This is a genomic window from Streptomyces sp. S186, from assembly GCF_051603415.1.
GTDB lineage: Bacteria > Actinomycetota > Actinomycetes > Streptomycetales > Streptomycetaceae > Streptomyces.
The window spans coordinates 5,591,334-5,603,688 of record NZ_CP193932.1; the positions used below are offsets into that span (position 1 = coordinate 5,591,334).

The window sequence follows — 12,355 nt, forward strand, 5'->3', positions numbered from 1 at the left end:
CGGTGGCGCTCCCGTTACGCCCCGGTTCCCGCCCGGCTGTGGTCGCGGGCGCCCTCGTACTCGAAGAGGGCGGCGGTGCGCCGGGCGGTCGCACGGGCCCGGCGGCCCGTGGTCAGGGCGCCGAGGAGGAGGATGGCGCCGCCGCAGCCGACGAGGATCCACCAGGCCGGGTGGGCGGCGGCCAGGAACTCCGGGCGGGTGGCGCCGGCGTGCGCCCCGCCGGCCAGTACGGCGCCGAACACCGCGACGCCCAGCGACTGCCCGACCTGCCGGCTGGTGGAGGCCACCGCCGCCGCGACGCCCGCCTGACTGCGCGGCATACCGGACACCGCGGTGTTGGTGATCGGGGCGTTGACCAGCCCGAATCCGATGCCGAAGAGGACGTATCCGGTGAGCAGCAGCGAGGTGGCCGAGGCGGTGTCGAAGGCCGCGAAGAGGAGGCCGCTGGCCGCCATGGCGCAGCCGGCCAGCAACAGCGGCAGCCGCGGCCCGCGCCCGCCGACCAGCCGCCCGGACAGCGGCGCGAAGAGGAGCGTCATCCCGGCCATCGGCAGCATGTAGAGCCCGGCCTGGAGGGCGGACAGGCCGCGGATGTTCTGCAGGTAGAGGGTGTTGACGAAAAGGAAGCCGCCGAGCGCGGCGAACGCGCAGACCGCTATCACGGTGGCGCCGGCGAACGGGACGCTGTGGAAGAACCGCAGGTCGATCAGCGGTTCCCGGCGGCGCCGCTCGTAGCCGACAAGGGCCGCCAGGGAGGACAGCGCCAGCACCGCGCACACCAGGATGCGCGCCGACTCCCAGCCCGCTTCCGGGGCCTCGATGATCGCGTACGTCAGCGAGCCGAGCAGTGTGATCACCAGCAGCTGGCCCACCGGATCGACCCGGCGCGGCCGGGGCGCACGGGACTCGGGCACCCAGCGGAGCGTGAGGACGAGCGCCAGGACGCCGATCGGGACGTTGATCCAGAAGATCGAGCGCCAGCCGACGCTCTGCACCAGCAGCCCGCCGATCACCGGCCCGGCGGTCATGCTGATGCCGACCACCCCGCCCCACACCCCGATGGCGCGGGCCCGTTCCCGGGGGTCGGTGAAGGTGTTGGTGATGATCGACATGGCGACGGGGTTCAGCATCGAGCCGCCGACCGCCTGCACCATCCGGAACACCACCAGCCAGTCCAGGCCGGGCGCCAGGCTGCACAGCAGCGAGCCGAGCGAGAAGACCACCAGACCGGCCATGAAGACCCGGCGGCGGCCCAGGCGGTCCGCGGTCGAGCCGGCGAGCATCAGCAGCGCGGCCAGCACCAGGGTGTAGGCGTCGATCGTCCACTGCATACCGGAGACCGAGGCGCCCAGTTCGTGCTGCATCGACGGCAGGGCCACGTTGAGGACGGTGTTGTCGAGACTGACGATCAGCAGGCTCAGGCAGCAGATCGCCAGGACGAGCAGACGCCGCCGGCGGCTGAGGTCGGTCATGGTTGAACGCTACAACGATCCAGGCGGGGCGTCCCCTGGCGGGGTGGCCGGGCAGGTGCGGGACAACTGGTCGGGTGCGGGACAATGGGAGCCATGAGTTCGCTGCAGATCGGCCCGCACACGGTGCAGCCCCCCGTGGTCCTGGCACCGATGGCCGGGATCACCAACGCCCCGTTCCGGACGCTGTGCCGGGAATTCGCCGAAGGCGACGGCTGGGGGTCCGGGGGTCGGCCCCCGGGAGATCGCAGCAGCGAGGGTAAAGGGCTCTTCGTCAGCGAGATGATCACGACTCGGGCGCTGGTCGAGCGCAACGAGAAGACCATGCAGCTGATCCACTTCGACGCGAGCGAGCGCCCGCGCTCGATCCAGCTCTACGGCGTGGATCCGGTCACCGTCGGCAAGGCCGTCCGCATGATCGTCGAGGAGGACCTGGCCGACCACATCGACCTGAACTTCGGCTGCCCGGTCCCCAAGGTGACCCGCAAGGGCGGCGGCTCCGCCCTCCCGTACAAGCGGCCCCTGCTGCGCGCCATCCTCAGTGAGGCGGTCAGCGGCGCCGGTGACCTGCCGGTGACGATGAAGATGCGCAAGGGCATCGACGACGACCACCTCACCTACCTCGACGCCGGCCGGATCGCCGTCGAGGAGGGCGTCACCGCCATCGCCCTGCACGGCCGCACCACCGCCCAGCACTACGGAGGCACCGCCGACTGGGACGCCATCGCCCGGCTGAAGGAGCACGTCCCGGAGATCCCGGTGCTCGGCAACGGCGACATTTGGTCGGCCGACGACGCGGTGCGGATGATGCGGGAGACCGGCTGCGACGGCGTCGTGGTCGGCCGCGGCTGCCTGGGCCGCCCCTGGCTCTTCGGCGATCTGGTCGCCGCCTTCGAGGGCACCGGCGCGCCGAAGGCCCCCGCCCTGCGCGAGGTCGCGGCCGTCATGGTGCGGCACGCCACCCTGCTCGGCGAGTGGCTGGGTGACGAGGCCCGCGGGGTGATCGACTTCCGCAAGCACGTCGCCTGGTACCTCAAGGGCTTCGCGGTCGGCTCCGAGATGCGCAAGCGGCTGGCGATCAGCTCGTCGCTGGCCGAGCTGGCGGAGGGGCTGCACGAGCTCGACCTGGACCAGCCGTGGCCGGCCGGCGCAGACGGCCCGCGCGGCCGGACCTCCGGCAACAACCGCGTGGTGCTCCCGGACGGCTGGCTGCGCGACCCGTACGACTGCGCCGGCGTCGGCGAGGACGCCGAACTGGACACCTCCGGCGGCTGAGGCCCCGGACAGGCAGGCGCGCGGCGGTAGTTCAGGCCCCGGGCCGGGCCCGGCCCACCGCCCCCGCCCCGGCCAGCAGCCCGGCCGCGCCGACCTCCCGATAGCGCGCCAGCAGCTCGTCGAGCACCCGCGCCGCGTCCGCGTCCGCCGGCGTGTAGATCCACATCTTGGCGTCCGGCGCCTCGGCGCGGGTGAAGCCGGTGGCGACGATGGTGACATGGCGGCCGTCGACCGCCCGGAACGTCTTGCGGTGCGCGGCCGGCGCGGAGACGTCATGGCGCGCCCACATTTCCGCGAACAGCGGGGACGCCTCGGAAAGCCGCCGGATATACGCCTGCCACTGCGGATCCTGGAGCCGGCTGCCGAATTCGTTCCGCAAATTCCCCAGCATGAAGGAGACTTCGTGCTCCCAGTTCACCAGCGGCTGGGATTCCTCGTCCGCGGTGAACAGCCGCCACAGCACGTTCCGTTCGGCCGGCGGCAGCAGCACCATCCGCGGATCGAGCGCGGCATAGGCGTCGTTGAAGGCGAGGAGGTCGTAACGGGCGCCGACCAGGCCCACCGGCAGCGGGTTCAACGCGTCGAGGATCGTCTGGAGCGTGCGCTCGCCGGGCGGCGGGGCGACGGGCGCGGGCGCGGCGGTGGCGCCGGGGACGCCGGCGAGCCGGTGCAGATGCGCGCGCTCCGCCGAGTCGAGCAGCAGCGCCCCGGCGATCGCGTCAAGCACCTGCACACTGGGGTTGATCGGCCGCCCCTGCTCCAGCCACGTGTACCAGGCCACTCCGACGCCCGCCCGCTCGGCGACCTCCTCGCGGCGCAGTCCCGGGGTGCGGCGCCGCGGGCCGACGGGCAGCCCGACGTCCTGGGGGGCGAGGCGCTCCCGGCGGAGCCGGAGGAACGCGGCGAGTTCACCGCGCCGGGCGGCTGCGGTGACGGCGGGGCGGAGGGGGGACAGGGGGGTCGCGGACACCGCACCATCATCGGCGACGCCCGCGGACGTCTGCCAGATACCACCGGTACCAGGATCACTGCGTCCTGGTACCCGAATGCGCCGCCGCTGATGATCGCCGTCATGAACGGAACAACGCACGGAACAAGGAACGGAACAACGAACGGAACAACGCACGCCCCCGGAACGGGAATTGCCGGGGCGCCGACGCACACGTCGACGCCCCCGGCGGCACATCGCGGCACCGGAATTCTCGTCGTCATCCTCGGCGCGGTCTTCATGGCGCTGCTGGACGCCACCGTCGTCAATGTCGCGACCCCCGCCATCCGCGGCGATCTGCGTACCACCGGCTCCGCGCTGCAACTGATCGTCTCCGGTTACACCCTGGCGTACGCGGCGCTGCTGATCACCGGGGCCCGGCTCGGCGCCCGGCACGGCTTCCGGACCGTCTTCCTGCTGGGACTGACGGTCTTCACCCTCGCCTCGGCCGCCTGCGGGCTGGCGCCGGGGGCGGCGGCGCTGATCGGCGCGCGGGTGGTGCAGGGGCTGGGCGCCGGGCTGATGGTGCCGCAGATCTACAGCCTGATCCAGGTCACCTTCGAAGGGCGGGCGCGGGCCCGGGCGTTGAGCCTTTACGCGACGGCGATCGCGGCGGCGGTGGTGGTCGGGCAGGTCGCCGGCGGGCTGCTGGTCAGCGCGGACCTGTTCGGCACCGGCTGGCGCCCGGTCTTCCTGATCAATGTGCCGGTCGGGGCGGCGCTGCTGGCCGCCGCGGCCCGGCTGCTGCCGCGGGAGTCGGCCCGCGCGGCCAAGGCGCTGGATCTGCCCGGTGTGGCGACGCTGACCGCCGCGCTGCTGTTGCTGGTCGTCCCGCTGGTCCTGGGGCACGAGCGGCACTGGCCGCGGTGGACGGGAGTGTGCCTGGCCGGCGCGGTACCGGCGGCGCTGCTGTTCGTCCTCGTCGAGCGGGCGGTGGCCCGGCGCGGGGGCGCGCCGCTGGTCCCCGCGCGGGTGCTGCGCTCGCCGGACCTGGTGTGGGGTGCGGCGGCGCTGTTCTTCTGCATGGCCGGCTATGCGGGCTTCCTGTTCGCCTTCTCCCAGCATCTCCAGACGGGCCTGGGGGAGTCCGCGGTGCGCGCCGGGCTGACCTTCGCGCCGCTGGCGGTGGGGGTGGCCGCGGGCAGCCTCACCTGGCGGCGGCTGCCGGCCCGTTGGCATCTGCCGATGATCGCCGCGGCCTGCGTCCTGGCCGCGGCCGGCTACCTCGGCCTCGGCCTGGTCCTGCGCGGCGGCGGCACCGGCGGCCCGGCCCTGCTGCTGCTCCAGCTGGTCTGGGGGCTGGGCCTGGGCTTCACCACCAGTCCGCTGCTGACGCTGGCGCTGTCCGGGATCGCCCCGGCCGACGCCGCCGACGCCAGCGGGGTGTTGACCACCGTCCCGCAGCTCGCCCAGGTGATCGGCGTCGCCGGCTACGGCAGCGTCTTCCTGACCGGGGCGGCGGGCCCGGGCGGCCGGGCGGCGGCCTCGGCACACGCCCTGTACGCGACGGCGCTCCCGGTGGCGGTCGGCAGCCTGCTCGCCGGGCTGGCGGTGCTGCCGCTGCTGCGCCGCCGGCGTCCGCCGGGCGGCGGGGCCTCATGAAGCGTGTCGCCCGGTATACGACTCCGGCCGCCTGAGCCGGCGTTCCCGCAGGCGGCGAACTATGGCCCGATCCCGACGCCTGGGCGCGCGGCGGCCGGTGCCCCGCCGCCCTGGAGCGGCGGGTGGCTGAATTGCGCGCCGATCTGCCGCCCGTTCCGAATCGGGCCCGCGTTCCGGTCGCTGCGCTTCCTGATCACATGGCCGTGAAGGGTCCAGATGATGGACCCTCCTCACACATGAGCGCGTGATTCTCGCCACCCCTGATAGGGGTTGCGCTCAGATGAGCACTAAAGACCGGGTTCCATCTCTCGCAATGGTGGCACCGGGTGCCACGCGGGATTCGTTCAACCCATCAAGTGAACCGTGGCGATCAGTAGCAATCAGGCCACTCATGACTACGGATCGCATCAATGCATTCAGCCTGTAAACGATGAGCGAAACCCATGATCACTTTCGATCCGCTGGCTGACACCGGGTTACGCACGTATGTCGACCAAGTGGACGTACCCATACGCCTTCGATCTGGGTATGTTCCTCGCCGTCAGGGCAGCCCGTCGGCGAGGAGTCAGAGCCGTGCCGGAAACACAAGATCCCCACGTAAGCCAGTCTTCTTCCGTGAAGTTCGTCTACGACTTCACCGAGGGCAACAAGGACCTCAAGGACCTCCTTGGTGGCAAGGGCGCCAACCTCGCGGAGATGACCAACCTGGGGCTTCCCGTCCCGCCCGGCTTCACGATCACCACCGAGGCGTGCAAGGTCTACCTGGAGAGCGGCAGCGAGCCCGCGGCACTCCGTGCCGAGGTCTCCGAGCACCTCGACGCCCTTGAGCGGAAGATGGGGAAGAAGCTCGGCCAGGCCGACGACCCGCTGCTGGTCTCGGTCCGCTCCGGTGCGAAGTTCTCGATGCCCGGCATGATGGACACCGTCCTCAACATCGGCCTCTCCGATGCGTCGGTTTCCGGCCTCGCCGCGCAGGCTGGCGACGAGCGGTTCGCCTGGGACTCCTACCGCCGCCTCATCCAGATGTTCGGCAAGACCGTGCTGGGCGTCGACGGCGAACTCTTCGAGGAGGCCCTGGAGGACGCCAAGCGCGCCAAGGGCGTCACCGTCGACGTGGACCTGGACGCCGCCGACCTCCGGGGGCTGGTCGACAGCTTCAAGCAGATCGTCACCAAGGAGACCGGCCGGGACTTCCCGCAGGACCCGCGCGAGCAGATGGACCTCGCCGTCCGCGCGGTCTTCGACTCCTGGAACACCGACCGCGCCAAGCTCTACCGCCGCCAGGAGCGCATCCCCGGCGACCTCGGCACCGCGGTCAACGTCTGCTCCATGGTCTTCGGCAACCTCGGCCCCGACTCCGGCACCGGCGTCGCCTTCACCCGCGACCCGGCCAGCGGCCACCAGGGCGTCTACGGCGACTACCTGCAGAACGCGCAGGGCGAGGACGTCGTCGCCGGCATCCGCAACACCGTCCCCCTCGCGGACCTCGAAGCGATCGACAAGACCTCGTACGACGAGCTCATGCAGATCATGGAGACCCTCGAAACGCACTACAAGGACCTGTGCGACATCGAGTTCACCATCGAGCGCGGCAAGCTGTGGATGCTGCAGACCCGGGTCGGCAAGCGCACCGCCGGCGCCGCCTTCCGCATCGCCACCCAGCTCGTCGACCAGGGCCTGATCGACGAGGCCGAGGCCCTCCAGCGGGTCAACGGCGCGCAGTTGGCGCAGCTGATGTTCCCCCGCTTCGACCTGGACGCGAAGTCCGAGCTGATCGGCCGCGGCATCGCCGCCTCCCCGGGCGCGGCGGTCGGCAAGGCCGTCTTCGACTCCTACACCGCCGTCAAGTGGTCGCGCTCCGGCGAGAAGGTCATCCTGATCCGCCGCGAGACCAACCCCGACGACCTCAACGGCATGATCGCCGCCGAGGGCATCCTCACCTCCCGCGGCGGCAAGACCTCACACGCCGCCGTCGTCGCCCGCGGCATGGGCAAGACCTGTGTCTGCGGCGCCGAGGAGCTGGAGGTCGACACCAAGACCCGCAAGCTGACCACGCCCGACGGCACCGTCATCGAGGAGGGCGACGTCGTCTCCATCGACGGCTCCACCGGCAAGGTGTACGCCGGCGAGGTCCCGGTCGTGCCGTCGCCGGTCGTGGAGTACTTCGAGGGCCGGATGCACGCCGGCGCCGACGACGCCGACGAACTGGTGCAGGCCGTGCACCGGATCATGGCCTACGCGGACCGGGTCCGCCGGCTGCGCGTCCGGGCCAACGCCGACAACGCCGAGGACGCCGCCCGCGCCCGCCGGTTCGGCGCCCAGGGCATCGGCCTGTGCCGCACCGAGCACATGTTCCTCGGCGAGCGCCGCGAGATGGTCGAGCGGCTGATCCTCGCCCACACCGACGCCGACCGCGAAGCCGCGCTCGCCGAGCTCCTCCCCCTCCAGAAGGCCGACTTCATCGAGCTGTTCGAGGCGATGGACGGCCTGCCGGTGACCGTCCGGCTGCTCGACCCGCCGCTGCACGAGTTCCTGCCCGACATCACCGACCTCTCGGTCCGCGTCGCCCTCGCCGAGGCCCGCAAGGAGCCGCACGAGAACGACCTCCGCCTCCTCCAGGCCGTGCACAAGCTGCACGAGCAGAACCCGATGCTGGGCCTGCGAGGCGTCCGCCTCGGACTGGTCATCCCCGGCCTGTTCGCCATGCAGGTACGGGCGATCGCCGAGGCCGCCGCCGAGCGCCGGAACGCCAAGGGCGACCCGCGGGCCGAGATCATGATCCCGCTGGTCGGCACCGTCCAGGAGCTGGAGATCGTCCGCGAGGAGGCCGAGCAGGTCATCGCCGAGGTCGAGCAGGCCCGCGGCGTCAGCCTCAAACTCACCCTCGGCACCATGATCGAACTGCCCCGGGCCGCCCTGACGGCTGGTCAGATTGCCGAGTCCGCCGACTTCTTCTCCTTCGGCACCAACGACCTGACCCAGACCGTCTGGGGCTTCAGCCGCGACGACGTCGAGGCCAGCTTCTTCACCGCCTACCTGGAGAAGGGCATCTTCGGGGTCTCGCCCTTCGAGACCATCGACAAGGACGGCGTGGGCTCCCTGGTCCGCAGCGCCGCCGCGGCCGGCCGGGCCACCCGCCCCGACCTCAAGCTCGGCGTCTGCGGCGAGCACGGCGGCGACCCGGAGTCCGTCCACTTCTTCCACGAGGTCGGCCTGGACTACGTCTCCTGCTCCCCGTTCCGCATCCCGGTCGCCCGCCTGGAAGCGGGCCGGGCGGCGGCCGAATCCCAGGGCAGCGACAGCCGCTGATCCCCCCCCCGGGGACCACGTCCCCCCGAACCACCGGAGCCGGCGGCGGCACCCTGCCACCCTCAACGCCCGCCGCCCGCTCCGGCTCCCAACGAGGGCGGCACCTGTGCGGAGGTGCCGCCCTCGGCTTTGTGGCCTGGGGGAACTCTTGGATCATGGCCTTGACCTGCAAAAACTACTCGCAGTGATTGTCGTGGTTTTCCGGGGGTTTCCTGGTCCTTGTGCCCTGGTTGTGCCCTGGGGCGTGGAGGCAGGGCACACGAAGCCCCGGCCCGTCGCGATGAGCGGCGGGCCGGGGCGTATCTGTTGCGGGTGCTGTGAGGTGCGGTTTCCGACCTACGCCGGCGGGTGGGGCAAGTCGAGAACCATGACGTCGTGGAGATCGGCACCGGTCCACGGGCGAGCATCACCGACTTTGCGGTAGCCCCACGATCGGTAGGCCGCCCGCGCTCCCTCACTCGCCGGATGGACGTTGAGCACCACGCGCTCGGCCTTGATCCGGTCAAGGAGTGATTCGTGCAGCCGGCGAGCGATGCCGCACCGGCGCCACGGCAGGCGTACGGCCAGCTCCATCAGTCCGAAGGTGCGGTGACCGTCCTCGCGGCGCATCTCGTCGGACACGGGCTCGGTAAGCGAGTCCCACCAGCCCGTCTTCGGCCCGAGGGGGCAGCCGTAGGCCATGCCGACGGGCGTGCCGTCGGGTGTGCGGGCCAGGGCAGCCCGGAAGGCGCGTTTCCGTGTCTGGGAGCGGAAACGCCGGAAGGTGGCCACGACGTCGTCCTCGGTCTCGCAGTAGGGCGGCTCGGCGAATACCTCGGCGTAGACGAGCGTGAAGTCACCTTCGGCCTTCTCCGCGGTCGGGCCGTCCAGGCGTGCGACGGTGGTGCCTTCGGATTGGGTCATGTGGTGCCCCTCAGACTGTCTCGCGGATGCGGTCGCCGCACTCGCGGGCGACCGCCATGTCGATTCTGGCGACGGCGTGCTGGAACTTCCGAATCTTGTCCAGCAACCGCGGCGACGAGATCCCTCCGCACACTTGAAGTGCGGTGGCCATCTCGGCGCATGCCTCCTCGGCTTCCCCCGCCTCAAGGAGTACACCCGCGAGTTTTACGCGGTACGAGGCGCTGTTGCGAAGCAGGTCACCACCGATACCGGTCACCGCAGCACGCAGAAAGGGAACGGCGCGCTTGGGCTGCTCCGCCCGTACGTACATGTCTGCCGTGGCGTAGTCCACCTCGAACGGTCCGACGAACTGGGCCCAGTTGGGTACCTCGGTGTCCGCATCGACTCGGCCCTGGTGGCTGACGGCACGGCTCAAGGCACGGCGCGCTCCGGACAGGTCTCCCACATGGGTGGCCACGTTGGCGGCACGCAGCGCGATAACCAGGTGCACGGTGTGCCCGGCACCGGCGCGTTGGGCGAGCCGGTAGGCGTTCTCGACGGCGCTCGCGGCTTCCCATGCCCGTTCGCCCCTGATGGTGAGCAGCACGAGCGTTTCCAGGACGGAGACTTGAAGGAGGGGGCTGTCGACGAGCTGGGCCGCGGCCAGCGCTTCCATGCATGCCGCTCGCCCCTCGGTGATCCGCCCACCGTCGTAGCCGTACCAAGCTCGGTGCCCGTGCAGCTCGGCCAGCATCGTCTGAAGCTCGCGCCCGACGCGGCTGGTGTACGAAGCCGTGCTGAGCGCTCCCGTGATCTCGTTCTCGATCCGGCGCGCTTTCGTCATGGCCGGCACGCTGCCCTCGCTGTGGTCTGTCTGGTACAGACCGTCGAGTCGCTCGCGCAGCAGGCCGAGGTCACCGACACCGATCCGAGGTCCTGACCGAGAAGACACCAGAGCCGTTGCGGCAAGCACACCGGCGTCGGCGACGAACGTCCTCCGATTCACCCCTTCAGGATCGCCGATCGGCGCGGACACCGACAGGCGATGGTCTGGGACATCGAACCCCATCTCGTAGAGAGGGACCCCGAACATTGCTTCCAGGACGGTCTGTTGACTCGGGTGGGGCAGAGGCGGAGGGGTCTCGCATTCCCAGCGGCGCAGCTGCCGAACGCTCAACGATGCATCAATGCCGAGCCGTAGGGCTTCCTGTCTGAACGCTATGACGAACGCCTGCTGCGTGTACCCCGCGGACTGCCGTAACTGCGCCAGTCTGTTGCCACCGATGCCCACCATGCGCTTCCCCTTGCGGCTGCGGTTGGTCCTCCCACCGTAACGAGCGGGCCGTGGCGGCGGATGAAGACGTCCGCCTAAACGTCCGCCTCCGCGGCGCCGGAAGCGCTCCAACTCGCAGTGGACTAGAGGCTCACCGCTTCATCGTCCAGGCATCGAGGAGGCAAGGCGTGAGCAGATGCACCCCCACGTATGTCGAGCAGAAGAACCTGCAACGGGATGACATGGATGAAGGAACCGCCGATCGCGAAGCGTCCGGTGAGCGCCCCGTGGGCATGCCGAAGTGGGTCTTCATCGGGGCTCGCGTGCTTGACACCGCCAAGGAGCGCGAGTCCGTCGTCCACGGGATCGGACAGCCCTACCTGCTCCACCACGAGCAGCCGTCCTGTGTGTGGCTGCGCCCGCCGGGCGGTGGGTTGGAGTGGTGCGTGGAGGTTAGCGCCATTAGACCGCTTGAGGAGGAGCCGTGCCCCGCCGTTCCCGAGAAGAGCTGACCGAAGCTCGCAACAAGTTCATCTCCAATCGAGAAAACGTGATCGCCCGGTACAACGAGGGCGAGTCCGTCGCCTCTCTAGCTCGCTCGTACGACTACGTAGGGGACGGCTGGGTGGCCGAGCAGTTGGACTCTTGGGGTGTGCCTCGCCGGGACCGCTCCGCAGCCGCGGTCGCCCGAGGGCCCGGCGTCCCGCCGATGCCGCGCTGACGACTCATCACTCCAGAAAGCCCTCGCCCCTCCGCCGTCAAGGCTGTCAAAGCTGACGCTCGCCGGATCGGGTTCAGTGGCCAGGAAGCCGCTCTGCGCAAGGCGCTCATGCATGAGGTTGGAGGCGACGAGCGCAGGCAGATCCGCCGGGACGCGACTCAGGGAGACACGGGCGCGACCGCAACGCGTAAGCCCCCTACCGGCAGGCTCATGCTCTGACGCACAACACGCGGCATACGAAAAGGAGATGCATGCACACCATCGAGTACGAAGCGAAGGCGCTGGGGATCGATCCGGATGCCATGGCCGAGCGCATCAAGGTGGCTGGCGGAAGCTTCCAGGGCGAGCGACTTATGCGCCGCTACGTGTACGACACGGTCCCCGCGGTGCGCGGGCGCTGGGTGCGCCTGCGGGACTCCGGCGGCGCAGTGACCCTGTGTGTGAAGACGATCAGCTCGGACGCGATCGACGGCACCCGGGAGACCGAGACAACGGTCGGCTCGTTCGAGGACACGCACGCGCTGCTCGGGCTCATGGGGCTCACGCACCGCAGCTACCAGGAGAACCGGCGCTCGTCCTGGCTGCTGGACGGTGTGCGGCTGGAGATCGACGAATGGCCGCGTATCCCGCCCTATCTGGAGATCGAGGGCGACACCGAGGAACAGGTGTGGGCGACCGCCGAATGCCTCTCCATCACTCGATCCGACCTGACCAGCGAGAACACGACGAAGGTGTTCGCACGGTACGGAATCGACCTCGACTCGATCAGCGAACTCCGATTCGCCTAGACCTCTCTACTGCACGTCGGCGGGGTCACCAGGCCCCGCCGGCCAGGA

The 12,355-nt window shown here is 70.5% G+C and carries 9 protein-coding genes; 5 read left to right on the forward strand and 4 right to left on the reverse strand.

The window, feature by feature from the left end:
• Positions 1-14 precede the first annotated feature (14 nt).
• Entirely contained in the window at positions 15-1,472 is a 1,458-nt protein-coding gene (locus tag ACRAS8_RS24030) for an MFS transporter (RefSeq protein ID WP_438488062.1), read from the reverse strand.
• A gap of 93 nt (positions 1,473-1,565) precedes the next feature.
• On the opposite strand from ACRAS8_RS24030, the gene dusB reads away from it, so the two are divergent.
• The gene (dusB, locus tag ACRAS8_RS24035; protein ID WP_438488063.1) at positions 1,566-2,744 is read left to right on the forward strand and encodes a tRNA dihydrouridine synthase DusB; all 1,179 of its coding nucleotides are present in this window, start codon (positions 1,566-1,568) and stop codon (positions 2,742-2,744) included.
• 31 nt (positions 2,745-2,775) lie between these two features.
• On the opposite strand, the gene ACRAS8_RS24040 is transcribed toward dusB, so the two are convergent.
• Positions 2,776-3,714, reverse strand: a complete 939-nt coding sequence (locus ACRAS8_RS24040) for a helix-turn-helix transcriptional regulator (protein ID WP_438488064.1) — start codon at positions 3,712-3,714, stop codon at positions 2,776-2,778.
• 258 nt (positions 3,715-3,972) lie between these two features.
• On the opposite strand from ACRAS8_RS24040, the gene ACRAS8_RS24045 reads away from it, so the two are divergent.
• Positions 3,973-5,334 carry an MFS transporter gene (locus ACRAS8_RS24045; protein WP_438488065.1) on the forward strand — a complete coding sequence of 454 codons (1,362 nt, stop codon included), beginning with the start codon at positions 3,973-3,975 and terminating at the stop codon, positions 5,332-5,334.
• Between the two features lie 615 nt (positions 5,335-5,949).
• Complete coding sequence (gene ppdK, locus ACRAS8_RS24050) at positions 5,950-8,643, forward strand: pyruvate, phosphate dikinase (RefSeq protein ID WP_438488066.1); 2,694 nt, start codon at positions 5,950-5,952, stop codon at positions 8,641-8,643.
• Between the two features lie 336 nt (positions 8,644-8,979).
• On the opposite strand, the gene ACRAS8_RS24055 is transcribed toward ppdK, so the two are convergent.
• Both ACRAS8_RS24055 and ACRAS8_RS24060 read right to left on the reverse strand, forming a co-directional pair.
• Entirely contained in the window at positions 8,980-9,546 is a 567-nt protein-coding gene (locus tag ACRAS8_RS24055; protein WP_438488067.1) for a GNAT family N-acetyltransferase, read from the reverse strand.
• Between the two features lie 10 nt (positions 9,547-9,556).
• On the reverse strand, positions 9,557-10,819 hold the full coding sequence (locus tag ACRAS8_RS24060) for a hypothetical protein (RefSeq protein WP_438488068.1): 1,263 nt from the start codon (positions 10,817-10,819) through the stop codon (positions 9,557-9,559).
• A 167-nt stretch (positions 10,820-10,986) separates the two neighbouring features.
• Here ACRAS8_RS24060 and ACRAS8_RS24065 point away from each other — a divergent pair, with 167 nt between their 5' ends.
• A complete protein-coding gene (locus tag ACRAS8_RS24065; RefSeq protein WP_438488069.1) occupies positions 10,987-11,310 on the forward strand; it encodes a hypothetical protein in 324 nt (107 codons plus the stop codon).
• A 460-nt stretch (positions 11,311-11,770) separates the two neighbouring features.
• Positions 11,771-12,307, forward strand: a complete 537-nt coding sequence (locus ACRAS8_RS24070; RefSeq protein ID WP_438488070.1) for a class IV adenylate cyclase — start codon at positions 11,771-11,773, stop codon at positions 12,305-12,307.
• Positions 12,308-12,355 lie beyond the last annotated feature (48 nt).

Bases quoted from the DNA above. Each gene is read 5' to 3' on its own strand.
- dusB (WP_438488063.1), top strand. From the start codon at position 1,566: ATGAGTTCGCTGCAGATCGGCCCGCACACGGTGCAGCCCCCCGTGGTC.
- ACRAS8_RS24045 (WP_438488065.1), top strand. From the start codon at position 3,973: ATGGCGCTGCTGGACGCCACCGTCGTCAATGTCGCGACCCCCGCCATC.
- ACRAS8_RS24070 (WP_438488070.1), top strand. From the start codon at position 11,771: ATGCACACCATCGAGTACGAAGCGAAGGCGCTGGGGATCGATCCGGAT.
- ACRAS8_RS24055 (WP_438488067.1), bottom strand. From the start codon at position 9,546: ATGACCCAATCCGAAGGCACCACCGTCGCACGCCTGGACGGCCCGACC.
- ACRAS8_RS24060 (WP_438488068.1), bottom strand. From the start codon at position 10,819: ATGGTGGGCATCGGTGGCAACAGACTGGCGCAGTTACGGCAGTCCGCG.
- ACRAS8_RS24030 (WP_438488062.1), bottom strand. From the start codon at position 1,472: ATGACCGACCTCAGCCGCCGGCGGCGTCTGCTCGTCCTGGCGATCTGC.